20 protein-coding genes are annotated in these 25554 nt (G+C 54.5%); 3 read left to right on the top strand and 17 right to left on the bottom strand.

Going from position 1 to position 25554, the window contains the following annotated elements:
• Positions 1 to 113: 113 nt before the first annotated feature.
• From LAO76_11840 to LAO76_11830, 3 genes are all read right to left on the bottom strand, one after another.
• Positions 114 to 1154, bottom strand: coding sequence for an inorganic phosphate transporter (locus LAO76_11840; GenBank protein ID MBZ5491612.1), 1041 nt, complete (start codon positions 1152 to 1154; stop codon positions 114 to 116).
• Positions 1155 to 1427: 273 nt separating this feature from the next.
• Positions 1428 to 2045: a DUF47 family protein gene (locus tag LAO76_11835; protein ID MBZ5491611.1), complete on the bottom strand. Its 618-nt coding sequence runs from the start codon at positions 2043 to 2045 to the stop codon at positions 1428 to 1430.
• 75 nt (positions 2046 to 2120) lie between these two features.
• Positions 2121 to 2741, bottom strand: a complete 621-nt coding sequence (locus LAO76_11830) for a DUF4126 domain-containing protein (GenBank protein MBZ5491610.1) — start codon at positions 2739 to 2741, stop codon at positions 2121 to 2123.
• Positions 2742 to 3432: 691 nt separating this feature from the next.
• Here LAO76_11830 and LAO76_11825 point away from each other — a divergent pair.
• On the top strand, positions 3433 to 5370 hold the full coding sequence (locus LAO76_11825; GenBank protein MBZ5491609.1) for an OmpA family protein: 1938 nt from the start codon (positions 3433 to 3435) through the stop codon (positions 5368 to 5370).
• A 440-nt stretch (positions 5371 to 5810) separates the two neighbouring features.
• Here the strand turns inward: LAO76_11825 and LAO76_11820 are convergent, their stop codons facing one another.
• Both LAO76_11820 and LAO76_11815 read right to left on the bottom strand, forming a co-directional pair.
• On the bottom strand, positions 5811 to 6143 hold the full coding sequence (locus tag LAO76_11820; GenBank protein MBZ5491608.1) for an antibiotic biosynthesis monooxygenase: 333 nt from the start codon (positions 6141 to 6143) through the stop codon (positions 5811 to 5813).
• A 338-nt stretch (positions 6144 to 6481) separates the two neighbouring features.
• Complete coding sequence (locus LAO76_11815; protein MBZ5491607.1) at positions 6482 to 7807, bottom strand: hypothetical protein; 1326 nt, start codon at positions 7805 to 7807, stop codon at positions 6482 to 6484.
• Between the two features lie 324 nt (positions 7808 to 8131).
• Between LAO76_11815 and LAO76_11810 the strand changes: the two genes are divergently transcribed.
• Complete coding sequence (locus tag LAO76_11810; GenBank protein MBZ5491606.1) at positions 8132 to 9142, top strand: VWA domain-containing protein; 1011 nt, start codon at positions 8132 to 8134, stop codon at positions 9140 to 9142.
• An 18-nt stretch (positions 9143 to 9160) separates the two neighbouring features.
• On the opposite strand, the gene LAO76_11805 is transcribed toward LAO76_11810, so the two are convergent.
• The 12 genes from LAO76_11805 to LAO76_11750 form a co-directional block, all read right to left on the bottom strand.
• A complete protein-coding gene (locus LAO76_11805; GenBank protein MBZ5491605.1) occupies positions 9161 to 10411 on the bottom strand; it encodes an MFS transporter in 1251 nt (416 codons plus the stop codon).
• Between the two features lie 53 nt (positions 10412 to 10464).
• Entirely contained in the window at positions 10465 to 12072 is a 1608-nt protein-coding gene (locus LAO76_11800) for a Na+/H+ antiporter (GenBank protein ID MBZ5491604.1), read from the bottom strand.
• Positions 12073 to 12155: 83 nt separating this feature from the next.
• Positions 12156 to 13142: a site-2 protease family protein gene (locus LAO76_11795; GenBank protein MBZ5491603.1), complete on the bottom strand. Its 987-nt coding sequence runs from the start codon at positions 13140 to 13142 to the stop codon at positions 12156 to 12158.
• Between the two features lie 31 nt (positions 13143 to 13173).
• Positions 13174 to 13914 carry a hypothetical protein gene (locus LAO76_11790; GenBank protein MBZ5491602.1) on the bottom strand — a complete coding sequence of 247 codons (741 nt, stop codon included), beginning with the start codon at positions 13912 to 13914 and terminating at the stop codon, positions 13174 to 13176.
• A 100-nt stretch (positions 13915 to 14014) separates the two neighbouring features.
• Complete coding sequence (locus LAO76_11785) at positions 14015 to 14194, bottom strand: CPXCG motif-containing cysteine-rich protein (GenBank protein MBZ5491601.1); 180 nt, start codon at positions 14192 to 14194, stop codon at positions 14015 to 14017.
• Positions 14195 to 14306: 112 nt separating this feature from the next.
• Complete coding sequence (locus LAO76_11780) at positions 14307 to 15044, bottom strand: hypothetical protein (GenBank protein ID MBZ5491600.1); 738 nt, start codon at positions 15042 to 15044, stop codon at positions 14307 to 14309.
• A 2-nt stretch (positions 15045 to 15046) separates the two neighbouring features.
• Entirely contained in the window at positions 15047 to 16840 is a 1794-nt protein-coding gene (locus LAO76_11775) for a S8 family peptidase (protein MBZ5491599.1), read from the bottom strand.
• A gap of 468 nt (positions 16841 to 17308) precedes the next feature.
• A complete protein-coding gene (locus tag LAO76_11770) occupies positions 17309 to 18124 on the bottom strand; it encodes an ABC transporter ATP-binding protein (protein ID MBZ5491598.1) in 816 nt (271 codons plus the stop codon).
• Positions 18125 to 18132: 8 nt separating this feature from the next.
• Positions 18133 to 19734 (bottom strand): ABC transporter substrate-binding protein, encoded by a 1602-nt coding sequence (locus LAO76_11765; protein ID MBZ5491597.1) that lies wholly within the window; start codon positions 19732 to 19734, stop codon positions 18133 to 18135.
• A complete protein-coding gene (locus tag LAO76_11760) occupies positions 19731 to 20537 on the bottom strand; it encodes an ABC transporter permease (GenBank protein MBZ5491596.1) in 807 nt (268 codons plus the stop codon). The genes LAO76_11765 and LAO76_11760 overlap by 4 nt, the downstream gene beginning before the upstream one ends.
• Positions 20534 to 21397 (bottom strand): ABC transporter permease, encoded by an 864-nt coding sequence (locus LAO76_11755; protein ID MBZ5491595.1) that lies wholly within the window; start codon positions 21395 to 21397, stop codon positions 20534 to 20536. Before LAO76_11755 ends, LAO76_11760 begins: the two co-directional genes overlap by 4 nt.
• 1 nt (position 21398) lies before the next feature.
• On the bottom strand, positions 21399 to 23846 hold the full coding sequence (locus LAO76_11750; GenBank protein ID MBZ5491594.1) for a diguanylate cyclase: 2448 nt from the start codon (positions 23844 to 23846) through the stop codon (positions 21399 to 21401).
• A gap of 426 nt (positions 23847 to 24272) precedes the next feature.
• On the opposite strand from LAO76_11750, the gene LAO76_11745 reads away from it, so the two are divergent.
• Positions 24273 to 25553 carry a sigma 54-interacting transcriptional regulator gene (locus LAO76_11745; GenBank protein MBZ5491593.1) on the top strand — a complete coding sequence of 427 codons (1281 nt, stop codon included), beginning with the start codon at positions 24273 to 24275 and terminating at the stop codon, positions 25551 to 25553.
• The last annotated feature ends 1 nt before the right edge of the window (position 25554 follow it).

Here is a 25554-nt window from a genome sequence, read left to right as displayed (position 1 = left end):
ACTGCCTAACGATTTGTCATCGGCGAAATCGTAGCACCAGCGCCGCCGCGGGCAGGTGGAGTAAACGCGGCAAGGCCGCAGGCGAGGGCGCCTACGCTCCACGTCGATGGATTTTAAGCCGTCGGAACGAAATATCGAATGGCCCAGAAGGTGAGTGCAGCGACCACGGCCGCGGCGGGAATTGTCAAAACCCAGGCCCAGACAATTTGTTTGGCCACGCCCCAGCGTACGGCGGATAGGCGCGAAGTGGACCCGACGCCGACGATCGCGCCCGTGATAGTGTGCGTGGTGCTGACAGGAATCCCGTGATAGGCAAGCACAAAAAGCGTTGCGGCGCCCGCGCCCTCAGCGCAGAATCCGCCAACGGGACGGAGCTTGGTAATTTTTGATCCCATGGTGTGAACGATGCGCCAGCCGCCCATGTATGTGCCCAACGCAATAGCGGCGTTGGCGCCCAGAATTATGTACCACTTGTAGTTTCCCCATCCGGAAGCGAATTGTGCCGGCGTGAGATAGCCGCCCGCGAGCAATGCCCCGGCGATGATGCCCATGGTTTTTTGTGCGTCGTTACCGCCATGGCCCAGGCTATAAGCGGCGGCGGAAAGAAGCTGGAGCTTGCGAAAAAGCTTGTCCACGGTGCGCGGCGCGGTGCGCTGGAAGATCCAGGAAACGGCGACCATCAGCGCGAGTCCCAGGATCAAACCGATCAGCGGAGCCAGGACAATAAAGATCAAGGTTGACATCCACTTTTCACCCAAACCGGGGATAGTACCGATGATGGGCCAATGCAGTTTGGGTTCGCGCACTAAAACATTCCAGCCCGCGCGGGCAATGGCTGCTCCGGCCAGACCGCCGATAAGCGCATGTGAAGATGACGTTGGGAGACCCCACCACCAGGTGAGGAGGTCCCAGATGATGGCGCCGACAAGAGCCGAGAGAATTACATATTGTGTTGCCTGACGCGGATCGACGAGACCGCCGGCGATGGTCTTGGCAACGGCGGTCCCAAAGACGAATGCGGCAACGAAGTTGAAGAATGCTGCCCAGATGACGGCAAGCCGGGGAGAGAGCACGCGCGTGGAGACGACGGTAGCGATGCTGTTGGCGGCGTCATGGAAGCCGTTGATGAAGTCGAAGGAAAGAGCGATCAGAATGGTGACTGCAACCAACAATCCGCTCAAGTGCACTTGATCCTCATTTCTTCTTTATGTCGCTTCGCTCCAAACCGCTTTATGAGCCTTCTCCTGGTACACATCTCTCAGCCTTGATGCGATCGGCTCGGCGCGTGGTCGGCCTCGCCGCAAGTAACTTCAAAAATGTCGCTTCGCTCCAAACCATTGCAAATTTTCTTGCCTGAAATGCATTTGTGTTCCGGTTGCAGGACACCCTTGCGCCATCATTGTGACAGCCATCAGGGTTCGTTCCACTTATGCGCTCTTTAGGACCACGCCTTCCAAAACGTTGGCCGCATCTTCAGCCTTGTCGGTGGCAGTCTCAAGGACTTCATAAAGTTCTTTGAGCTTGATCAGGGAAATAGGATCCTTTTCTTTTTCGAATAACACGGCGATGGCCGCACGGGCCACTCCGTCAGCTTCATTTTCCAGCCGATTGATTTCTACGCAATTTTCCAGCACATTATCGTGCTTCTTGCCCAGGCGCGCCAGCGCGTCAGTAAGTTGATCGGCCTGCTTGACGACAATTCCAGCCAGCAGCGAAGCGGCCGGAGGAGCGCTGGTGATCTTATACATAATCAGCCGAACGCCGGCGGCATAGATGAAATCCAAGACGTCGTCGAGCGACGAGGCCAGGCGGTAAATGTCCTCGCGATCGAAAGGCGTGATGAAAGTCTGATTGAGCTTGGTAAGAATATTGTGGGTCATGTCGTCGCCGCGGTGCTCAATGTCCTTGAGCTGCTGCACGCGGGCGTCAACATCTTTAAAGTCTTCGAGTGTCTGTTTTAGCAGACGGGCGCCGTCGCCCAGGTTGCTGGCCATTTCAGCGAACATATCGAAGAACTTTGTATCTCTAGGAACAAGGCGGACCATGTAAGCGGGAGTTCTCCTGGCACATTGTTGCTAATCGGTTAAAGTCAACCGAGAAATATCGCATGCGGCCAGCAATCAGGTCAAACTTCCTGAGGATGGACGCAGCAATGCCCGGGTCTGCTGGAATAGCCGGCGGAACGCGCGCTCCAAATAACGAACAGCCAAAATAGCCAGCACCAGACAGATCGCTACGATTACACCGGCAATTATCGGATGGCGGGTAGCGAACCACGTAAGAGAAATGGCTGCAATGTCTTCCGCAAGACTCAAGGCAATATTTGAAAACGGTTCTGGAGATGGAGTGACAGCTGCGCGGATCGCGAGCTTGCTTCCATGCGCAGCCAGCGCGATGGAGCCGCCCAACGCGGCTACTGCAATTTGCAGTCCTGGAGAAAGATGCTGCGCAGCTCCATAAGAAAGCAGCGTCGCGACCGGGACTTTTGCAAAGGTGCTCAGGGCGTTCCAGAGGAGATCGAAGACAGGGATTTTGTAAGCAAAAAGCTCGATGGCGAAAAGAACGGCACAGGCAAGGATTACCGGCCATGATCCCAGCATATGCAGCGCAGACGGCAATTGAAACGCATGAACGTGAGAAAGCAGGCCCAGGGTGGCTACGGTTGCATAAACATTCAACCCTGCGGCGAAGCTGGCGGCAATTACCACCGCTAAAATCTCATTGCTGGTAAATGGAAGCATTTTCTAGAGGGGCCAAAAAGAAAAGGCTGCCGAAGCAGCCTTTCTTTATAAGTCATTTATTTTAAACAGCTTACAAAGTACTCTCAATTTCAAAACCCCAGGCTTCCAAGAGGGGTTCTGGGATGTACTTGCTGTTTTTATTTCTGCGTGCCCACTCGCGTAGACGAGTAGACCGGATGTATTGATCAGGCGTCAGCTTGAATTCCTTGACAGCCTGCTCAAAGGAGGTGACAACGGGGATGACTGGCCCGATGGGCTCAGGCTTGCCCCAGTTTGGATTACCGCGTCGCCTTGCCATATTAGATTTCGCCCTGCCTTTAGGTAGAAGAGTGCTTACAAAGTTATGACTTACCTTTTGGATTCCCAGAACCGGCCTTTGGTTTCAATACTTAATTGAAAAACTGACGTGAAATGACCTTACCCCAGGAACTGAAGCTCACTGAAAAACCATTTATTATAAGTGACTTTTTATGGGTTTGCAATGCTTTTTATCGTCCGATAAACGCTTTTTCTTCGTGACCATCATTCTGGCTGCATAACTTGCAGATCGCCGACGCCCCCTATCCCTCTGGCAGGCTGTTGTTCAATACAGCACACCCTTTCCGCATCGACCCTTCAGCGCCCACCCAAATCAGCTTCTCTAGTATGATGGTGTGCCGTGAGTTAACCCTTATTCTCACAGGAGGTAAGAATGAAGTTCCTGGCGCGTGTTGTTGCGACAGTAATTCTGGGGTCCCTTTTTTTCATACAGGCTTTTGCGGAAGATACTGCCAACTCTTCCAGTTCGACTATTACCGAGCCCAGCGCCCCAAACGCTACTGGCAGCTCCACCGCCTATTTGGCGCCATTCATCCCTACACAAGCCACAGCCGCACCGGCCAAAACCAAGACTGACAGCAATGGCGACACCTATCCCGCAGTTGATCTTTTTGCGGGCTATTCCTTCATCCGTTTCCGCACTGACGCCGGCATTAAAGAGTCTTTCAACTTGCATGGATTCACTGGCGCTCTGGCTGGAAACGTAAATCGCTGGTTCAGTCTGGTGGGCGACTTTGGCGTTTATCGCATCAAGGACCTGCCGCCTTCCGTCAGCGGCAGCGCATATACATTTCTTTTTGGACCGCAATTCTCCCATCGTGGCGAACGCTGGACGCCCTTTGTACATGCACTTTTCGGCGCGGCCCGTCTGGCCGATATTCAGGCTTCCACCGTCCCCACAGGCTCGGCTTTTTTTAATCGATCATTTTCCCAGAACTCATTTGCCACCGCTTTAGGCGGCGGTTTCGACGCCAATATCAACAAGCATGTAGGCATCCGCATTGTTCAGTTTGAGTATTTGCTGACCAAATTCACAGATGGTGGAGACAATCAGCAGAACAATTTCCGCGCCTCTACCGGACTGGTGCTGCACTTCGGCGGCAATCCGCCACCTCCTCCGCCCAACCATCCGCCGACCGTCACACTCAGCGCCGACCCGACCAAGGTCTTTGCCGGTTCTGGAGACGGCATCGCCCTCAAGGCGCAGTGCAGCGATCCTGACAATGACACGCTGGCTTACAAGTACACAGCGACAGGCGGGACGGTTGAAGGCACTGGCGCTGACGCGCGCTGGAACTCAACAGGCGTTCAGCCCGGCAAATATACGATCACTGCCACCTGTGACGACGGACGCGGCGGAACCGCCAACGCTACTACCGACGTAACTGTTGAAGAAAAACCCAACACTCCGCCGACGATTTCGTGCGCTGCCAACCCTGCCACTGTTACCGCAGGCCAGAGTGCAACCATCACTTCAACCGCCAGTGACGCGGACAATGACAAGCTGACGTACAGCTATAAAGCCAGCGGCGGCAATGTTTCCGGTACAGGAGCCACGGCTCAATTCGATTCAAAAGGCCTTGCTCCTGGAAATTACACCGTCACTTGCCACGTGAGTGACGGTCGCGGCGGTGAAACAGACGCAACCACGCAAGTCACGGTGCAACCGGCCATTGAGCAGAAGCAGCTTGAACAGCGCCTCTCGCTGCATAGCATTTACTTCCCCACCGCTCAGCCCGCCGTCAACAGCCCGATTACCAGCGGCCTGCTCGCAAGCCAGAAAACCACGCTGCTGGCACTTGCCGGTGATTTCAAAAAGTATCTGGCTTTCAAGCCGGATGCTCATCTGATCCTGCAAGGCCATGCTGATCCTCGCGGTGGTCCGGAATACAACAAGAAACTTTCTGAACGTCGCGTGGAACGCACCAAAGCCTATCTTGTGGCCAATGGTGTTTCAGCCGACGCCATTGAAACCCAGGGCCTGGGTGAGGAACAGCCCATGAGTCCTGAACAGGTCAAGCAAGCCATTGACCAGGACCAGAACATCACCGCGGCGCAAAAGACGCAACTCAACCGCAACGCCAAAGTTCTGGCTCTCGCCCAGAACCGCCGTGTTGACGTCACGCTCAGCACTACCGGACAAACGTCGGTACGCCAATTCCCATTCAACGCTGAAGATGCTCTCAACCTGATCAACCCGCGCGGCGTGGGTGGCGCAGGCGCTAAGAAAGCTCCGGCCAAGGCGGCTCCGAAGACAGGAGCACCAAAACCCGGCACAGCCAAAAAGAAAGGCGCTGCCAAGAAGCAGTAGGATGATCAGTTCATCGCATTCCGAATTCGAGTTTGGAGGATTCGGAATCGAGAACACCTACAACGTAGAGACGTAGCATGCTACGTCTCTCTTAAAACAAAAATGCGGCAGGTCAAAAAGATCTGCCGCATTTTTTCTTGCGAGTGACACATGGACTTCTGCCTGTGTGAGGAGAATTATGTAGATTTCCTCTGTGGCACAGGCACTCCTGCCTGTGTGCACGTAGATTCTCGTGGACCGCAGGCGCCCTCGCCATTGACCTCTTCCCTTTTGTGCCCCTCGTCTGTACGCTATATCTTTTCTGGTCTTACTGTTTCCCACGGCGGGGTGGAGCAGGTCTTTAGACCTGCGGTAAAGCTGATAAATTCTCCGGCTTCAAGCCGCCGAGGTACATTGCAGCAAATACACAATAGCCTAAAAAGGTATAGCCTTCGCCAAAATTACTTGCGCGCAAAACTGCGTGACCGCGTAATCGTTGCAACGTCAATCTCGTAGTATTCATACCATTTTTGGCGGCCAATGCTTTGTGCTTCCCGATGGCGCATAAGGTTGCGCCACTCGGCCAATGAAGTCTCATCCCGCCACCACACAACTGTCAAACGCTCCCCGTCCGCCGCCTTATAGCTTTTTACGTCAACAAAGCCTGGGTTCTGTCGGACCAGCGTTTCCAATTCGGCATTCATGGCCTGGTAGTCATCACCGGCCTGGTCGGTTAGCTTTGATCGAAACAAAATGATCTGAGACGGTTTCGTTTCCTGCTCAAGGTTGGACATGCATATTGGAGATCCACCAGGCATGTTCGGTTACAGAAAAATTGTTGGCCGACCGAGGTCAAAAGCTTTTGCTTTACTATCATGGGACATCGTCGTTCAACAGCAACTTCCGCACTACCCATGCATCCCGATCCCGGCACTTACGCAGCTCAAATATGTCTTGATGAGCTGAGCCTGGCTGTGCTCGTTTCTGGACTAATGGCACAGCATCTGGCGCAGGCCTCTGGCCGTATCTGATGTCTACCGATTCAATTCCTGTGGACCGCAGCCGCCCTCGGCTGCGCAAACGTGCACTTCATTTCATGGCGTGTGCTTGTCCAGGACCTTGCGGTTCCTTCCTAACGCCGAACCTGCGCGTCCTTTCCCACCTTGTAATCCAAGGTGACCTTGCATTCCTTGCCGGCAGCAGTGGCCTTTGCCTTGCCGTGATCGCCTTCGCTATATAGCACAGGAAATCTCGCTTCGCCTTTGTCATCGGCATGGTGCGCGTCAGTTTTTTTGTCTTTGCCGAGCTCATTGGTCAATGCCAGGTCTTCACCCGGAGTGAAGCCGTGGAAGCGAACAAGAAACAGCAGGCCGGAGGGACTCTGCACCTCGACGGAGCCGGCGCATCCACCTTCACCTTTGGACTCGATCGGCACAACGATGGCGCGGACATAAGCCCGCTTGTCAGCCGAGGCCAATGCCAAGCTGATTGGCTCACCCGCCATCATCCCTCCGGCGGTGTAATGGAATTCGACGGGCTTGCCTTCGTACATCATCTTGATCAAACCCGTTTCGTCCACAGATATTGGGAATGGCATGCGACCATACGTGCCATCTATCCACTTGCTCCACATAGTGAGGTTTTCACCGGGTTGGAATCCAGTTGCGCGCAAGTCATACTCTACCCATGTGGATCCTTGCTTGGAGTAACGGCGCTTCTCCAATGCGGTCAAGGTCAGGCCAGGCGAACCTCCTTCCTCCTTCCACTCAAATGGAGGAACAGGGTGCTCATCTTCCTTCGCTTTGCGTGCCGCCTCAAGCTGCTCCGCGGAAGCTTTCTCTGGCCACCCGGAGATGAAGAACCGCACCAGCGTTCGATCGCGGAGATTCTGCTCAGCTGTTTTTGTTGCATCTTCGAGCCGGCTGCGATCTTCCTCCGGAAATACCCATGAGGCATTCAGCGTTCCCAGAACGGAGCCGTGTTCCTCGTCCGCGTAAGCCGTCACGGTCACGGGATAGGGCGTGTTCCACTGGAGATTCTTAGGTTGCCAGATGCGCCAGGAGACGTAGTCGGGCTTCAACTCCATGTCTTCCTCAAACGGTTTTTTCTCCCCGGGCGCATTCACTTTCACCGTAAGCCATACCGTGCTGGTCGAGTGGTTAGCCAGTTGATACCCAATGCCGGAAGCAATCTTCAACGGAACGTCCCCCGCTGGTGCTTTGAATATACCCTTGAACCCCATGGGCATCGGCACAACCATCAGACCACCCTTAATTTCGACTTTGCCGCCTGTGATCTCCAGCGTCTTGATAATCAGCCGTTCTTCGGGCGTTTTATTGACCCAGGGTACTTTTCGCAGGTCTGGCTGGGCATAGACGGGCGCGGCTGCGGCCATCAACAAGACCTGCACAAGGACCGCCATTACTAAACGGAATAACACTCTGTGTTTGCTTTTCATACAATCCTCCGAGCGGCGTGCCTGAAGGAGTGGGGGATTGCGGGCCCGGCGGCCAATGTACTGGGAACAGAAAGATTGGTTCCTGGCGAGGATCCAGGAGCCAGGCCTCTCTCAATGGCTCATCGCGGCCTGACTGATTTCTGCGATCTAGGTTTGCGCTGCTCTCATAAGACTAGTGTCATGGCAGTCTAATTCGTTTCAATCTTTCATGCTCTCCGCACAACTATCTGCCATCCTTGGCGATTATTCGCGGGATGTCACTAGAAACGCAGTCAAAGACAATACTGGACTCGCATGGCAAAGCGGCCTATCTTTGAATGCAGTATGCGAGTTGCGTTCATCGTCCTCTTACTGCATGGATTTGCCATTCTGCCTCTCCTCAGTGCGCAGACCCCGGAGACAGAAACTCCCGTTTACCGCGTTGACGTTCACATGGTGCTGGTGGACGCGCAGGTATTGAGCAAGAAAACGCGGCAGGCAGCGCGTGCATTGAAGAAGGAGGATTTTGAGCTATACGAAGACAATGTGCGTCAGCAAGTGAGCTCCTTCAGCCAGGACACAATGCCGCTGTCGGTTGTCCTGTTATTTGACCTTACCGACAGTGTGAGACCGGTTTTGAAGTCACTGGCAGAAGGCGCGCTTGAAGCGTTGCAGCATCTGAAACCGGAAGACGAAGTTACAGTGATGGCATACGCCGCTTCGGCGCAGGTATTGCAGGAGGCAACGACCGATCGCGCGCTGGCCGTGGCGGCCATTGAAAAGGCCAGCCGCATGGAGAGTGGAGAGGCAGCATTTTTCAATGAAGGTATCTTTCAGGCGGCAGAGCAATTGCAGAAGGGCAAGAACCCTTCCAGCCGGCGGGTGATTATCTGGCTCACGGACGACGTGCCGAACATACCATCAGAAGATTCCGTGCCGCTGCGCTACCGGAAAAGCCTGAATGGCGCGATGCCACACACCCAGAACGAGGCCCTGCGCCATCTATTGCAAACCAGTACGGTAGTGTGTTCGCTGTTAAAGCAAAGCGACCTTTCCGTGAGCGGAGAATCCGGGCTGATGTCGAAACCGGCCGAACGCATGCTCCATCCACCGGGAGAAGTTTACAAATATGCCAGTGTCACAGGCGGCCAGGTAATTGAGTTCAAGAAAAAAGAGCTGAAAGAAAAGCTTACGCTGCTGATTGATGACCTGAGGCTGCGCTACAGCCTGGGATATCACATGTCCGCGCAGAAGCCGAAAGGGAAATATTGCGCCATAAAGGTAAAGCTGACGCCCGAGGCGAAGAAAGCCATTGGCAACGTGATAGTGGAGGTGAGGCAGGGATATTATCGGTGAAGCGCTCCGGCTCTTGAATCACGGGGCCGGCGACTGAGCCTTTCGCTCTTCCGGCGGCGCCAGATGTCGAAACGCGCGCCACAGCAGTCCGTCATAAATAATTTTCAATCCGCCGCCTAGCAACAGCGGAGCGGCAAACGCCACCTGTTGCATAAAGACCCCAGCGACGGCGGACGCTGCGGCCCACGCGCCATTCCTCACGAGATTAGTCACGCCTGCGGCAAACGTCCGCTCTTCAGGTTTTACCACAGCGGCGACATAAGACTGCCGCGTCGGCACATCCATTTCCACCAGCGACTCCCGCAACAGAAAGAGCAGCACCGCCCATCGTGGCGACGGCATGAATGCTGCTGCAATCAGAAAAACGCTGGAAGGAAGATGCGTAAAGACCATGGTCTTGATCAAGCCGATTCGTCGCGCCAGCCACGCCGCACCCAGATGCGATAACGCATTTAACACGTGCACCGTAAAGAAAAGCACTGCAAGCTGGCTTTCCGCGATTCCAAAGCGCTTAAAAAACCAGTATGAGACCAGCGCGTCCGTTAAAAAACCGCCACCGAAAGCGTCAATCGCAAAAAGCGCAGAGAGTCTTTTGACAGTCGATTTTGTTTCCGGCGAAATGGCAGCCTGTGGCTGCAGCGGCAGGCCGGCCTTACGAATCTCCACTTCTGCCGACAACAACAGATACAGCAGTGCAGTCAGCACGCTGATGCTTGCGTACCCTATAAACAAAAGCCGATAGGAGTGGCCAACATCAACACTCCACCATTTTTGCGCCGCAATCGGAATACCCGCCGCCAATGCCCCCAATGCGCCGCTTGCATCCAATACCACGCTGTACCAGGCCAGCGCCCAGGTGCGCTTTTCGTCGGCTACCAATCCAGGGATCGTCGCCTGCTCCAGCGCGAATGCGGGACTCCTGTCCGTGCCCATGCCGTTGAGCATTCCCAGGAAGGCAATCACGATCATGGCCGGCAGCGCGAAATGAAATATAAGTGGAAGTGAACCGGCAGCAGTCAGCAGCGAGAGCGTAAAGAGCGTTCGCCGCCGCCCCAGACGGTCGGCCTTAAAGGTAATGAACACCGTTCCGGTCGCCGCTCCAGCCAGACCGGCGGCAATCACCAATCCAATAGCGGTCGGAGAAAATCCTTCTCGAGAAAGAAACACGCCGAGCACAACGCCCAGCAGTCCAATGCCAAACGAACGCATCCAAGCGGCGATATAGATGATGGCAAGGTTACGAGCGGATTTTTGAGGGATGGCGGCCACTTATCAGCTTACACTCTGCGTGCTTCGGCCGTTGAAGGGTTTTGGCCGCGGGTTTATGCTGCGTGAAATCGAGTTTCGCTCAAATCCAGTTCTTGTAAAAGCTGGCGTAAAACTTCATCGTTGATACGTCCGCTATTGCGAAGATTTACCGCCGTCTCTCGCTCTACGCGTAGAAGCTCCAGGGAAAGCGCCAGGAATTTCGCATAGGTTTCTACATCGGAACCATCGTGGTCGTCTCCTTCGCGGGGCAAAGATGACAAGCGGCGACGGTAATGCTCTTTCAAGTCTTCGTAGAGACCCGCGGAATCCGCCTCCATGTCTTTTTCAGATTTTGCCAGCTCCTGCAGGGCTGCTTCCGCCATGATGCGCCGCGCCTCGTTTTCTTCGTAGTTTGCTCCGGAGCGGCCGGCCAGCCCCAGAGCGCGTATCAACGCCGGCAAAGTCAGTCCTTGCAGGACAAGCGTCACAAGGATCACGCTGAACGTCAAAAAAATAATCAGGCTGCGCTGTGGAAACGGGCTTCCATCTTCAAGGTGCTCTGGCAGTGAAAGCGCTGCTGCCAGGGCGATGACGCCGCGCATACCGGTCCAGCCCGTCACAAAGATCTGCCGTGCGGGTGGACGCGATTCATTCTGGTGAAAGACGTGCTGCCGGATCCAATACGCCAGCGCCGTGCCGGGAAAAACCCACAGCAGTCGCAGAACGATCACCAGCAAACTGAACAAACCGCCATAAAGCAGCAAGGATGCGAAGCTGTAATTCCTGATCCCCTCTCTCACGATAGGCAATTGCAGCCCAATCAGCACAAACACAAAGCCGTTCAGGATGAAAGTAAACACGCTCCAAACGGCGTTGGCCTGAATTCGCACTGCCGGCGAGAAGAAATGCGCGCTCCCCCGACCCAGATAAAGACCGCACGCCACCACTGCCAGGACTCCTGAAGCGTGAATGAATTCCGCGGCAAGATAAGCGGCATAAGGAACCATGATGCTGATGGTGATTTCAATCGGGCCATCATCAATGTGGTGCTCTACCCAATGAATCACGGCTCCGATCAGCAGCCCCACCCCGATTCCCGCTGCTATCAGGTAAGTCAGTCTCAGGAATCCGGAACCAATGGTTGGTGTCTGGCCGGCTACCACGATTGCCAGACCAAACTCCAGCGCCAGCAATCCAGTGGCGTCATTAAGCAGGCTTTCGCCTTCCAACACGTCAACCACCCGTTGTGGCAGGCCAACGCGCTTGGCAATCGAGGTCGCGGCAATTGCATCCGTCGTAGCTACCACCGCGCCCAGAACCATTCCCAGCCGCCAGTCAAAGCCGGGAAAAGCCACGTGCGCCGTTCCGGCCACGCCCAGCACCGTGAACCCCACCAGCCCAAAAGCCAGAAACGAAATGCTGACAAGGTTATGGACAAAGTCCCTCCAGGAAGTAAGCCATGCAGCCGAAAAAAGCAGCGGCGGCAACACAACTAAAAAAATAAGATCGGGATTGAGCGTGACCCTTGGAATTCCCGGCACAAGACTCAATGCAAGGCCCGCAACCACCAGAACAATGGGATAAGGAGTTTGCAGCTTGCGAGCCAGCAACGTGAAACCAGCAACAAATAGAAGGAGGAGCAAAAGCACGATCTCAATGGATTGAATACCGCTCCCCTGCATGAGGCCTCCGCCTTTTGAAGATAAACCGCAATGCGGTAAGGCTCAAGCGCAGGCTCTCTCACCGACGCCGAAAAGGTCGCTCGCTAACGCAAGCCATTTCCTTGTCCCGGCACCAGCCACAGGATCATCGCCAGCGCGGTTATCACGGCCACAAAGTAAGCAGTGATGGGATTACTTGGTTCCTCCGGCGCGTCGCGAGTAAATAGGCGGATGCCCATTCCCGCCGCCACAAGTGCAAACACCCATTCACCCAGCGCATAGGCCACTGCTGCACTCACCGCCAGGACCACGGCGCGTTCTAGTTTGCTCAAAGCGTTGGTGGCGCTGCTGCCATCGAAAATCCACAGCGGGATCAAATTCAGCACGTTGAACCATGCGCCTGTCCTTGCCAGAGCGGCCCAAAGTCCATAGCCAGTCTGATGCCACAACAATGCGCAGGCTGCTGCGGCAATTGCGCCTGCGCATGGCCCTGCCAGGCTGATAGCGGAGCGGGCTTCCAGCGAGACGCCCAGCCCATTCCACTTCACATAAGCACCCAGACCAGGCAGGAACATGGGCATGTCCGCCGGCAAGCCACGCCGCTTGATGTCGATAAAGTGCCCCATCTCATGAATCAAAATCAACACCGCAAAGCCGATGCCGAACTTTGCGCCCCAGAGCGTCCAGTAAAAACCGAAAAAAGCCACAAAGCTGAAAAGTGATTTAAATTTCAACAGCGCCAGCAGGATCGGCCCAAGCGGTCCCAGCTTTTTAGCCCAGTTCGGCGTTGAGCCTGAAGCGGGATGGCTGGTTTGCGGCGAAGCACCGGCGCCCAGCTCGCGAACATGATTACGTATCCACTCAGCTTGCACCGACTGCGCTGGCAGAAGCGGCAGGCAAGCCAGCCATTTCTCGCGAGCTTCCTGGAGATCGCCATGCGCTTCCAGCGACCGTGCATGCGCCGCCAGTTGCTCCATCTGGTCGCCATGGACCAGCGTGCGACACTGCGGACACTCTAATGCGCCCGGAGGAATTTCCCGCGCACAGCGCGGACATTGTTTTTGCGCTACTTCAGAACTAAATGGGGACACGGATCAGCAATGGCCTCCTGGCTGCATCATCTCATACTGTGGCAGCCGAAGAGTTCTCATAGGGGCCTTCGATCTTGGCACGACGAGTTCCAGCCGTAATCTGCCATGCGATTCGTATGCCGACCACCAGAATGACAAGTCCGATAATTCCGTGCAAAGGGTCCTGCAGTCCCAGAAAAGGCGACGCAAGGCCAATCACCAGCAACTGCAGAATGGCGGCTCCAAAGCTAAGTTTCGGCTTGGGCTGCGCCTGGTCAGGCTGGTTATTCTCAGCATTGGTCGTGGGTTGTTGCTGTTGTGGTTGTACTGATTCAGTCTGGGATTTCGCTTTCAACTGGTAGGAGATTGCAATGGGCACGGCCGCTATTGAAACGGCTGCATAAGTCAGGATGACCGCGGCAATCTGATATCTTCTTCCGCCTATGCCCTTCGATCCAAGCATGATTGCTTTTCCCACCAACCAGCCTACCGCCAGTGAAACATAGCCAATGTAAATGCTTGTGAGTATTGTAAAAGCGGCGTAACCGGCCATTCCCACGATTGCCGCGCCTGCTCCAAAAAGCATTCCGCGCACATACCCAGCATGAGAGTCGGCTGGTTGACGGCGCTGCAGCTCCTGTACGCAGCCCTCGCATGCCATCCTGGTATTTACGCGGTAATAGCGCGCAGTCAGGGGCTGGTTGCAGGAGACACACCGATCTCCGCCGGATTTTCCTGAGTATTCGGCAGTAGTAAATTGTGGAGTCGTTTGCGCAGGATTTAGGTCAGACATTCGCCAGAAGATAGCACGGAAAAACATTTTTGCGGAAAGAAAACTACACGGTGAAATCTAAATGGATATCCACTCGCCTGACGTTGGCTATGCCCTTTAGTTACTCCAACTCCGCGCTGATCGTGTATTCGCCTGCCGTGCGGTCCCAGCTCACGTGCAGGATGTTTGGTTTGCAGCAGACCTGGCAGTCTTCCCCATATTCCTGGCGTGTTCCTGCCGAAGAATCGACGCTCGTTTCATTCCATTCGCCACATCCGGCGCATTGAAAGCCTGAAGTCATGATCGCTTATCAGATGTTAGCAGCAAAAACGAAGCGGCCAACCTATTAAGATCGGCCGCTGCATTGTTGGCCTACCACGGACCAAACATATGTCGATCAAGACCCGGTTCTCTTATGCGCTCGCTCCGGCAGTTGCACGGCTGGTGGCTTCCACTCGCATATTGGCCGCTTCGCTGGCTGCAGTTGCAGCGAAGTAACGCCTATACGATTGGAAGATCCCTGCCATGACTGGCAACACCGCCAAAGGTACCTGCCAGCCGATTTCCTGCGTGAGCGTCAGTGTCAGTCCGGCGATGCCGGCGCTCGCCACTAGATACGGGAACGAAAGCTGCAACATCTCAAGCCAAGTGCGAACCACGCTGACGGCTTCCGTCAAACCGATCACAATTGCCACCGGCACTGTGTTCACCAGCGCATACCCTGCCGCTGCGACCGCTAAACGCATTGAAGGAGAACCCACCACAGAGCTCACCGAAGGCGCTGCGTAGATCAACCGCGTTGCCGCCACAGCCAGCGTAATCGTGCTGCAATTAAATGCCGCTTGCACCAGATTGAATTTTTTGCCCTTGGGCACGCATTGGATGAATGTACTGATAAAGCCTACAGCGAGCGCTTCAGCAGTCTTCATTTCCGCCGCCGCCACAAGAATAAACGGCAAATTTACTGACATTGTTCCGGTCACTCCCGGAAGCTTGATCCTGAGTCTTGCTGCCACACATGCGACCAACAAGAACGCTAAAAACTTCGCTGTGGGCACTTGCTTAGCGTTGAGTACGGCATCCACCATGAGGAGGAGGCCCAAAATTACAATCAACGCCACGAACATTCGCGCTGAAATTGACTTCGGCATGATCAGTCTTCTCCGTCCTCGCCGTCACTTAACGCATTTACTGAATTGGCGCTCCAGACAATCGAATCGCCCCAGATGATGCTGTTTCCGGTCACGCCCGATTGTCCCCAGATAATTGAGTCGCCCCAGATGATGGAATCACTCAATACAGCGTTTCCGCCCCATACGATCGAGTTACCCCAGATGATCGAGCTTCCCCAGGTGATACTGTTGCCCCAGGTAATGGAGAGGCTGTTGTTGAGCGTGGCCTGTCCTGTCGCCGCATTGAAGTTGACCACTGGAGAAGGCGCGCCGCCATTGACCACGTCAGCGCTTTTCAATGACGAATACACGTCCAGATATCCAGCGCCGATCGTAAAAACGTCATATTGCGAAAAATAGCTCTTGCCCCATACATCATAGGCCCAGCTATTTCCCGGATAACCCTTCCATGCCGTCTTCATCATGCGGGCCTTGATGGTGTCCGGCGTAAGGGTCGGATCTTTCTGAAACATGAGCGCGGCTGCTCCGGCAACGATCGGTGTCGCCATGCTCGTCCCACTCAGCCGCGTGTATTTTCCGCTAAGGCCAGTCGTGCAGTTGTTGCCCAGCAAGCCAAGGATGCAGGTTGTAATCGGCTGAATATTCAGGCTGGCGAGCGATGTAACCAGTGTGCTATTGGGCGAAGCGAGTGAAATCACTCGGTTACCTGGCGCAACCAGGTCAGGCTTTACCACATGGTCCAGCAGGGTCGGCCCTTTTGAACTGTAACTCGCAATGGTGTCATCCAGACGGCCCGGCGTGCCATTTGTCTTGGTGGCTCCAACAGTGATCACGTTTGGATCATTGCCAGGAGCCTGGATCGTCGCATAGCCTTGCGTCCCATAGTCATTGTTGCGGCCTTCATTGCCCGCTGCCACTACCACCACAATGCCGGCTTTCCACGCCGCTTCAACGGCCTGGCACACTGGATCAAGAGCGTAAGACTCAAAAATACTGCGTCCCAGTGAGAGATTGATCACACGAATGTTGTATGTGCTTTTCAACTGTATGGCCCGCTGAATAGCGGCAATCACCTGGCTGTCAGTGCCTGCCCCGTTCGCATCGAGCACGCGCAGGTTGATGATATTGGCGTTCGGGGCAACACCGACATATTGCGTCGGATAGCCGCTCGCCGAATCATGTCCGTTGCCCGCGACGATTCCCGCTACGTGCGTTCCATGCCCGTATGCATCGTTGGTGCTTGTGTCGCCGGGAATAAAGCTTTCGCTATAGACAATGCGCGATCCCAGCCCTCCCGACTTTTGCAGATCATCGTGGTTGAAAACGCCGCTATCGATGATCGCTACGCCGATCCCGGTTCCGTCGAGTCCATATTGTTGGCGCGCAACATCACCCTCAACCGCTGGAATATCGTCATCGGAAGCGACTTTGTTCGGACGGTCCGGGCTGACATAGGCAACATCAGGATGCATCTCCAGCCATGCCAGCATTCTTACCGGTATTCGATAAGCCGCTCCGTTGATGTGATCAAACGAAAATCTTAGCTTGCCGCCCTGGGCCGCCATTTCAGAAGCGTGTGCCTTGGGCGTTTGCTTGAACTGAACAATCACGTTCACTGTGCCGTCAGAATTCAGCGGAAAATTGGCAAGGTCGGCTGCAAGTTTGCTGTGTGCATCTGGGCGTGAAGCTTTGGGTCCAGCTTGCGCACTTAACGTCACAGGAACCAATACGAGGATCGCTACCACCGCCAAAAGGAAAAACCGAAGCCAGCTTGATCTGTGCTCGGTTGCAAAATTGTTATTCTTGAATCTCATGTTGTCTTTGAACTCCGGAAGAAGTTTCTGGTTAAAGCGCTTACTTGTCTCCTGCTATGAACCCCATACAGCTGACGCCACGAATATCGAAGCGTGCTTGAGGCTGGTAAAGGCGAGGCTCAATCCAGCAACCGCTGCGATAGCGCCAAAAGTGAAAATCACGACTTTGTTTCTGAGAGACATAGGTTCGACCTCTGCCTTATCTATTGCACGCCATAAACCAAAGTCACTCTTTGTAAACTATTGATTACAAGATGGTTGCCGCAGTACATCTGTGCCACGTTGCGACATGGAGGGTGGCCCAGATTGCAGCCAAAGAGCACTTATACACGGCTAAAACATGTGTTATCAATGGGTTAAAGTGTATGCGACAACTGCGTCACATCTGGCGCGCTGGATTCTTGATCTCTTGTGCAGGGAAGAGAGTGTCTCAACTAAAAAGTTAAGTAGATTAGCTATTTCTAAGATTTAGAATGGGTTATAACGCAAGGCTTGCTCAATTTCGGCGGGGCTTGGGATGCTGGGAAGAGCCGCAATAAGCTTCCGGGTAAATGGCTGCTGCGGACTGAAAAAGATTGCTTGCGGGGTATCGCATTCCACGATCTTGCCGGCATTGATCAACGCAATCCGATGGCACAGTCCGTAAGCCGACACCAGATCATGGGAGATATAAAGCATGCTCATTCCCAGCTTGCGGTTTAGTTCGCCAAACAGGGCCAGGATTTCCGCCTGGGTCACCGCATCAAGCGCGCTGGTCGGTTCGTCGGCAATCAGCAGAGCCGGACGGTGCATGATGGCCATGCCAATTAAGACGCGTTGGGCCTGGCCCACGCTGATTTCCGAAGGGTAGCGTCGAAGGAACTCTTCCGTCGCTGGCAGCCCTACATCTCGCAACGCCTGGAAGACAGACTCTTCCATGTGGTCGCTGCCGCCCTGCCCGTGCAGCTTCCATGCCTCGTTCATTTGTGTGCCCAGCCGCAACGCTGGATTCAACGCCGACATGGGGCTTTGCGGCACAAAGGAAATCACTTTGCCTCGCAGTTTGCGCCACTCTTTTTCCTTCAATGCCAGTAATTCGTGGCCGTTCCACAGAATCGAACCACGCGCCTTGCCGCTTTTCAGATTGAGCAAACCAAGGATCGCCAGCGCCAAAGAACTCTTTCCGCAACCGCTATGTCCTACCAGCCCCAGGACTTCACCCGGACGCAATTCCAGACACAGATCATCCAGGACGGGTGGCTTGTCCTTATAGTTAATCGTCAGCCTGACAGAAAGAAGATCCATAAAAGATCCTAGTGCGCCAGCGCCAGCGTTTCCACGTTCCAGAAAGTCTGCGGGCGAAACACGCTGGGCTCGGCGTTTTTCACTGCCGGTGCAATTGCCACAAGCGCGTCTTTATTAATCAGATAAATAAAAGGTTCCTGTTCCCACGCAATCTGCTGGACGCGGTCCCAGTATTGCTTGCGCTTGTGCTCATCGCCGGACGCAGCCTGCGCTCGCATCAGCTTATCGATCTCCGCTTCCCATGCCGTTGCCGGCGATTTCTGGTTCGGGTTCCATTGATGATTGTCGGCCGAACTCAGCCACACGGCCATCTGCGAATTAGGATCGAGTTCCACGTTCTGGAAGCCCAGCAGGCAAGCTTCATAGTTGTAGGATTGCGTCATCCGCTCCAGCAGAGAGTTGAAATCCAGGGTGACCACGTTTACCTTGATCCCGATTTTCTTCAGGTCCTGCTGGATCATGGTGGCCATGCTTTCGCGCGCTCGATTGCCCGCGTTCGTGGCGATGGAAAATTCCACGGCGTTGCCGGCCTTGTCTTTCAACGTTTCTCCTTGCAGATGAAAGCCATCCTGTTGCAGCCTGTGCAACGCATCCGATGTGTCATACGCGTGCGGCTTAAGATCGCTGTTGAACCAGAACTTGTTGCTGGGCGAAATGATTCCAATAGCGGGCACCGCATGTCCGCGATAGACAATTCGCGCCAGATCATTGCGATTGATCGCTTCAGAGATGGCCCGTCGGAAGTTCGTCGAAGCAAACCATGCTTTCTTGTAGGCCGGCAGCGGCGCGCTCGGAACCTGATTAAACCAGAGCTGTTCCGTATCCGTGGAAGCACCGGCGTCCCGAACAGAAGCGTTATCGGCGGAAAGCTTTTCAAAAATTGCCGGCGAGACTGTATTAATCAACTGCACTTCGCCGCGTTTATAACGCATCGCTTCAATTTCAGGGTTCTGCTCAATATCCAGCCGGATTGAGTCGAGGTATGGAAGCTGCTTCCCTGCCGCATCTTTCTTCCAGTAATAAGGATTTCTCTTCAGCAACAGGTACGATCCGGCTTTGCGCTCTGCCACGTAGAACGGCCCCAGCGTGGCCATTTCCTTTTGTGGTGACTTTGCTGAAAGGATTGCCACCGTATCAAAAAGATTCACCAGGTTCGCCACGGGCGCCGGAAAATCAATGTCAATTTCTTTAGCGGAAATTACGTGCGTCGTTAGCTTGCCCTCAGCCGAGCGGAACGCATCGCCCGTGCTGGAGTGCAAAGCCGGGTCCATCAATTGCTGCATGGTGTACGCGACATCTTCGGCAGAGAAAGGAGTGCCGTCAGAATACTTCAATCCTTCACGCAGCTTGAACCGGATGCGCTTGCCGCCTTCTGAAGCTTTCCATGAAGTCGCCAGGTCGGGCTCAGCTTTCAGGGTGAGCCGATTCACGCGCACAAGCACGCCTCCGGTCAGGTACCGGATGGTTTCGGACGCCTCGTCTTCCACCAACAATGGATTAAATGTCTTGGGCTCAGAGCGTAGGCAGAAACGCAGCTCTCCCCCGCTTTGGGCAAGCACGGAAACTGCGCCCAGCCACAAGAGGGCAGAGACTAAATAGCGTCGTATCAAGTGCGTATCTCCTGTTTATTCAGCAATACCTGGAACGAACTGATTACCAATATAAGTACCGCAAGCGGCAGCAACCGCCAAGGTTCCGGACGTACCATGACCGAATCCTGAAGTTCCCGCAGCAGGCTGCCAAGGGACGGCAAAGGTTCAGCCACGCCCAGCCCCAGTGCACCTAGATTGGCTTCAGCAATGATGAAAACAGGAATCGAAATCCAGAATTGAGCCAGCAGCGCGCCGCGCAGATTGGGCATAAGATGCAGCCGGACCAGCTTTAATCCAGAAAAGCCTGAAGCGCGCGCCATCCATACAAATTCCGATTTCATCAGGTCTTTGGCGCCGGCGCATATCACGCGCGCTGAAGCCGCCCATCCCAGAAGCCCCAGCAAAGCAAAAGTCACGGTGACAGACGCTTCCGGTGAAACATTCAAAGGCAGGACGGCCCGGACCGTGATGAGAAGAAATAGCCAGGGCACGGAGAGAAATAGATCGATCAGCAGTTTGCAGCACCGTTCTGTCCATCCGCCAAAGTATCCCGCTATTCCGCCGACTAGCCCGGCAAGCACCGTTGTGAAAAGCGCCGCCAACGGCGCAAGCGTTAAAGAAACCCGCATTCCGTAAAGCAAGCGGGCCCAGCGGTCGCGTCCCAGCTCGTCCGTGCCCAGGAGATGATGCGTAGATGGAGCCGCCTGCGGTGTCTCGCGAAATTGCTGTTCATATCCAGCCGGAGCCAGGTAATGTGCGCCTAGAACAGTCAACGCTGTAAGAACTAGTACCCCGATGGCTGCCACACGTATGGTCTTCATGCGGCGCTCCGCCTAAAGCCTCGTTGGGCCGCATCTGAAATCAACGTGGCGCAGACGGTAACAAACGTAACCACCATGGTCAGGTTTACCAGCAATGGCAAATCGCGGGCCTGAGCTGCTTGCCACGCCAGCTGACCAATACCGGCAACGTCACTCACAACTTCAATGGGCAGCAGAACGCCAATCCCAATACTGATGGAAACGCCTACCAGCGCAATGATCTGCGGAAATGCAATCGGAGCAACGTGCCATGCCAGGACCCGCCATGGACCTGCGCCCTTTGCTCTCGCCGTAATCACGTGAGGCATTTCACTGCTCTGCTGCAGCAGATTTTGCGTGTAGCGATAAATCTTTGGGAACACCAGCAGCGCAGCCGCGAAGGCAGGAGGCCAGCGTAACAACAGGAAGACCAGCGCCAGCGCAGCCGCTGGGGTGGAAATAAAAGTTCCACTCAATCCATTGGCAAGAAAATTCAGCGCTGGGATGTCCCATGTTTGTGTGCCGATTGCCAAAGCCAGCCCCAGCAGCCAACCGACTGCGAGCGCGAATGCCAGATTCATCAATGTGGTTGGCAAACGCTCGCGCAGAAGTTCTTTCACAGGCTGATTCAGTGACCGTGAAGTTCCCAGATCGCCACCAAGGAGCGACGCAATGTACTGCGCATAAAAATGAGGAATATCTGAATCCGCGAGATGTGCGCGCCGGATTGCCTGAATGCTTTGTGCCGAGAGGCCAGAATTGAGTTCCTGGTCGTCAGAGGAAAATCCGGGTGCAATGCGCATGAGCATGGCGCCCGCAAAACCCGCCATGAGCATGACAGCCAAGAGCCGTAAGACGGCCCCAATCCAGAAGCGCAGCATCTTATCCAGCCACCGCGTCACGGATGGCAGGAGGCCGCTTTCCGTCTGTAAGAGCAGCAAATACTTTCAGAATCTTGTGGTGCTCCTGCTTTTGTATATACATGCGCCGGTCCGCTTCCGCCAGTAGTTTCTCGGCATCCACTCCGTCTTCCGGATAGATGGCGCAGCCGACGCTCAATGACAGCCATTCCACGCCACAAACTTCGCGGCCGGCATTGCCGGCCAGTTCACTCAGGCAGATGCCGCGCGCCTCCGCTGCTGACGCGCTCAGCCCAGGAGCGACAATCACGAACTCATCGCCTCCCATACGCGCAACGTAGTCATATTCACGGCAGGAGCCTTGCAAGGTTTCAGAAAAATGCCGCAGAATTCTGTTCCCTTCAAGATGGCCAAAGCGATCATTGATCTTCTTGAAACCGTCCAGGTCACAAACCATTACGGTCAAAGAAGTATCAAGACGCTTACAGCGGGCCAGTTCGCGATCAAGGTGGATAAACAACGAGCGGGCATTCGGCAATTCAGTGAGGTAGTCGGTTGTGGCCGAACTTTCGGCTTCCTGGAAGGCAAGCGCATTCTCAACAGAAAGCGCAACTTTTGAGCTGATCGCCAACAGGATGCGCAGGTGATCGGAAGTATATGCATCCGCGTCAGAGTGATAGAGCGTTAACACTCCCACTACGCCCTGCAAGCCTTCGAGCGGTATTGAAATGGCTGAGCGTAAAGGACTGAACCGGTTCGGATCGTGTAAATAGCCATGTTCCAGCGCCGGATTGCCGTTCAGCATCGGTTTGCGATTTTGCGCAACCCACCCTGACAGGCCTTCTCCCAATGGGATTCGTAACGCTGCAAACAAACGGAAGTTGTCTCCATTGACATACTCCGGAAGCAACTCGTTTCCGCGAACAATGTAGGTTGCAATGGCGTCATAAGGCACAAGGCGCTTGAGCCGTCCGCTCAGCACAGAAAGAGTTTCACTCAGGCTGAGCGAATTGCCCAGGTCCTGCGTAAGTTCAAAGAGCGCCTGCGCTTCCTGGCGCGCCGCGGCAATCGACGACAGGAAAGCGGTCTGGTTGCCTGTGTCATTGGCCTTGTCGATGGCGAACCCGTTGGCTGGGGCCTTACCGCGCTCCACTTTAAGATCGGTTGAGAGTTTCTGGCGGTCTGGCAGTTGTGACTGCGAATGGACAATCGCTTCCAGCTCTTTGTAGCTGGCCTTCAGCAGATTTATGATTCGTGGATCAAATGCCTTCCCTGCCTGATCGGCCAACCACTGCATAGCGTCGTCCAGGGGCAGCGCTTTGCGATATTGGCGATCTGTGGCCAGCGCATCCAGACAATCGACTGCGGAAAGAATTCTGGCGCCTATGGGAATTTCTTCTCCCTTCAGCCCGTCCGGATAGCCGGTTCCGTCCCAACGCTCATGGTGCGCGCGCACAATTGGAACCACGGGATATGGGAAGTGAACGCGCTCCAGTATTTCCGCGCCGACGACCGGATGGATCTTCATTTTTTCAAATTCTTCAGGAGTAAGCCTGCCCGGCTTGGAAATAATGTGCTCAGGCACAGCCAGTTTGCCAATGTCATGCAGCAAGGCGGCGGCGCGTAACGCTTCAACTTCGTCTGCGGAAAGGTGCAGCCTCTTCGCCATCTCGACTGCGTAAACGCGGACGCGTTCCAGATGGTCATGCGTGGTCTGGTCTTTGGCTTCAATAGCTAGCGCCAGAGCTTCAATAGTCCGCATGTGCAGCGCCGCCATCTCTGACACATGGTTTTTCTCGTTTTCAAGCTTGCCGAGATAAAGACGGTAAGAGCGATAGATCACAAACATTGCCGGCAAGGCCAGTAATGTCGGTTGCCAGCCTACTTTTTGTGTGAGCCATCCAAACATCGCCGCCAGCGCGCCGCCCGCAAGATAATACGGCAGTGACCAAAAATAGCAGTCAGTCCAGATCTTTTGCAGCCGCTTATTTTCCGTCAGGGCAATGATGGTTGCCACCGGAAGCGTATTGAAAAGGAAATAGACCGCGGCTGAGAGCATCAGCAGAAATGCGGCATTTGGATGAAGACGCGTTGACCACGGCCCATGATAAGTAAAATATGCGGCCGCTATGGCCACCGCTGCGCTGGAAACGTTAAACAGTACTTGTTCAATCCGGGGCCAGCGCCGCTTGGTAAAAAGGCATTGCGCCAGAATCGCGGCACACCCCAGGATTAAGGTCTCAGTAAAGGTGAGCTGGGCAATACCCAGCAGAATAAAAAGGAAGTTGACTGAGATCGTTCCGGTAATTTCCGGAAGTTCCACTTTCAGTCTGGATGCAAGCAGAGCGGTCAAAAGATAGGCGATAAACTTAGGCAGATCGTCGATCTTCCACGCAACTCCGCCATAGACTACCGTAGCCAGTCCTGCCAGGCAGATTGCATAAAGAAAGATTCGCGCTTGCTTCGACATGCCTTTTCCGTCTCCGTCCTATGGCTATGTAGGCAATTGCTTGGCCAATAAACCACGAACGGTGTTTCCTCTTGTTAAGTCAATGCTTTAGCGTTTTGCCGTCTGAGGCGGACTCGGCTGTATGCCTTACGTCTTTGCGACAGTCTTGTCGCAGCCCCCGGAGTCAACGGCGCACTAAAGTGTCACAGCAAGCCTTCCAGAACGGGCCTGTGATACGCGCAGTTTAGCCTGATATACCCGGAAAGAGCATCGGATAAAGCTGAAGTTGAGGAACTTAAGTAATCATGGCCTCCACTTCTTCAATTGCGGGTGTGACGAACTTGTCTCATCATTGGCGATAACAAGTGACAAATGCGCGCTATCCGCCCATGTTGCGCGTATATAAAGGAGAAGATTCTGTCGACCGCGGTTAAAAACGCGTGTGAGTTGACCAGTCAGATTGTTCGCAGTGACGCTTTAAAGCGCGTGATGCGACTGGTTGAGCAGGTTGCATGTCATCCGGCTGCGGTGTTGATCGTGGGCGAGACTGGCACTGGCAAGGAAATGATTGCCCGTTCCATCCACAGTCACTCGCTTCGCTGCAACAAAGCCTGGGTGGACGTAAACTGCGCCGCCATCCCTGAGCATCTGGTTGAAAGCGAACTCTTTGGATATGAAAAAGGCGCTTTTAGCGGCGCTGACGCGCAGAAAATCGGCTATTTTGAAATGGCCGATGGCGGCACTCTTTTCCTGGATGAAATCGGAGACCTCGATCCCAAAGTCCAGGTCAAGCTGCTGCGCGTATTGGATGGCGTGCCTTATTACCGCCTGGGTGGAAACAAGAAAGTCAGCGTGAATGTGCGCGTGGTGGCGGCTACCAACCAAAATCTGGAAGAATTGGTCCGCGCCGGGCGTTTTCGCAATGATTTATATCATCGCCTAGCCGAATTTAAGCTGGAAATACCGCCGCTACGTGAACGGCCGGAAGACCTGTTGGCGATCGCCGAGCAGATACTCCACCAGCATTATCCGAATTCACGTTTTTCAAGCGACGCCATCACGGCGCTGCTCACGCACGAGTGGCCGGGTAATGTGCGCGAACTGCGCAATGCCATTTTCCGTGCGATCATGCTGGCCAAGAATGCTCCGGTGGAAATCACCAGCGTGGATCTGAAGCTGCATCATGACACAACCCCCGGCCAAGGTAAGAACCCCTTGAATCGTGATCTTGACCAGGTGGAGCGGCAGATTGTGTTTGACATGTTAGACCGTTGCGGCGGCAACCAGGGCAAAGCGGCTGAAGCTCTGGGAATTTCGCGTCGCACTCTGCTTCGCAAGCTGAAAGCATATCGTGAAAATGAAAGTGAAGCCGCTGTGGGCACCTTGTGCGCGGAGCAGCAACGTTATTATCGCAAGCAGACCAGTGCTCCCGTTGAGTTGAAGCACGGCGAAGAATCAATGGAAGCCACCTTATTGAACATCAGCCTTGGTGGCGCCGGAGTTTCCCTGCATAAGATCCTGGGACAGGGCGAACCTGTGACGATTCGTTTTACCGTGCCTGAAAGCGATGTACGAGCTGAACTGCATGGGCGCATTGCATGGGCGAATAAAGAAGGGCACCACGGGATTCAGTTTGGAGAGATGCCAGCCGAGATTCGCAGTCAACTCCAGCGCTGGTTCCAATCGGAAATGAAGAAGGACGGCTGGCGCGACGAATTGGTCGGCTGAT

The sequence above is a fragment of the Terriglobia bacterium genome, assembly GCA_020072645.1.
In the GTDB taxonomy this organism is placed as follows: Bacteria; Acidobacteriota; Terriglobia; order Terriglobales; family Acidobacteriaceae; genus Angelobacter.
Note: the sequence above shows the minus strand (reverse complement) of the source record. Positions and strands in the feature narration are given on the sequence as shown.

Coding starts and splice junctions, on each gene's coding strand:
- LAO76_11835 (MBZ5491611.1), bottom strand. CDS start 2,045: ATGGTCCGCCTTGTTCCTAGAGATACAAAGTTCTTCGATATGTTCGCT.
- LAO76_11830 (MBZ5491610.1), bottom strand. CDS start 2,741: ATGCTTCCATTTACCAGCAATGAGATTTTAGCGGTGGTAATTGCCGCC.
- LAO76_11825 (MBZ5491609.1), top strand. CDS start 3,433: ATGAAGTTCCTGGCGCGTGTTGTTGCGACAGTAATTCTGGGGTCCCTT.
- LAO76_11820 (MBZ5491608.1), bottom strand. CDS start 6,143: ATGTCCAACCTTGAGCAGGAAACGAAACCGTCTCAGATCATTTTGTTT.
- LAO76_11815 (MBZ5491607.1), bottom strand. CDS start 7,807: ATGAAAAGCAAACACAGAGTGTTATTCCGTTTAGTAATGGCGGTCCTT.
- LAO76_11810 (MBZ5491606.1), top strand. CDS start 8,132: ATGCGAGTTGCGTTCATCGTCCTCTTACTGCATGGATTTGCCATTCTG.
- LAO76_11800 (MBZ5491604.1), bottom strand. CDS start 12,072: ATGCAGGGGAGCGGTATTCAATCCATTGAGATCGTGCTTTTGCTCCTC.
- LAO76_11790 (MBZ5491602.1), bottom strand. CDS start 13,914: ATGTCTGACCTAAATCCTGCGCAAACGACTCCACAATTTACTACTGCC.
- LAO76_11785 (MBZ5491601.1), bottom strand. CDS start 14,194: ATGACTTCAGGCTTTCAATGCGCCGGATGTGGCGAATGGAATGAAACG.
- LAO76_11780 (MBZ5491600.1), bottom strand. CDS start 15,044: ATGCCGAAGTCAATTTCAGCGCGAATGTTCGTGGCGTTGATTGTAATT.
- LAO76_11775 (MBZ5491599.1), bottom strand. CDS start 16,840: ATGAGATTCAAGAATAACAATTTTGCAACCGAGCACAGATCAAGCTGG.
- LAO76_11770 (MBZ5491598.1), bottom strand. CDS start 18,124: ATGGATCTTCTTTCTGTCAGGCTGACGATTAACTATAAGGACAAGCCA.
- LAO76_11760 (MBZ5491596.1), bottom strand. CDS start 20,537: ATGAAGACCATACGTGTGGCAGCCATCGGGGTACTAGTTCTTACAGCG.
- LAO76_11755 (MBZ5491595.1), bottom strand. CDS start 21,397: ATGCTGCGCTTCTGGATTGGGGCCGTCTTACGGCTCTTGGCTGTCATG.
- LAO76_11750 (MBZ5491594.1), bottom strand. CDS start 23,846: ATGTCGAAGCAAGCGCGAATCTTTCTTTATGCAATCTGCCTGGCAGGA.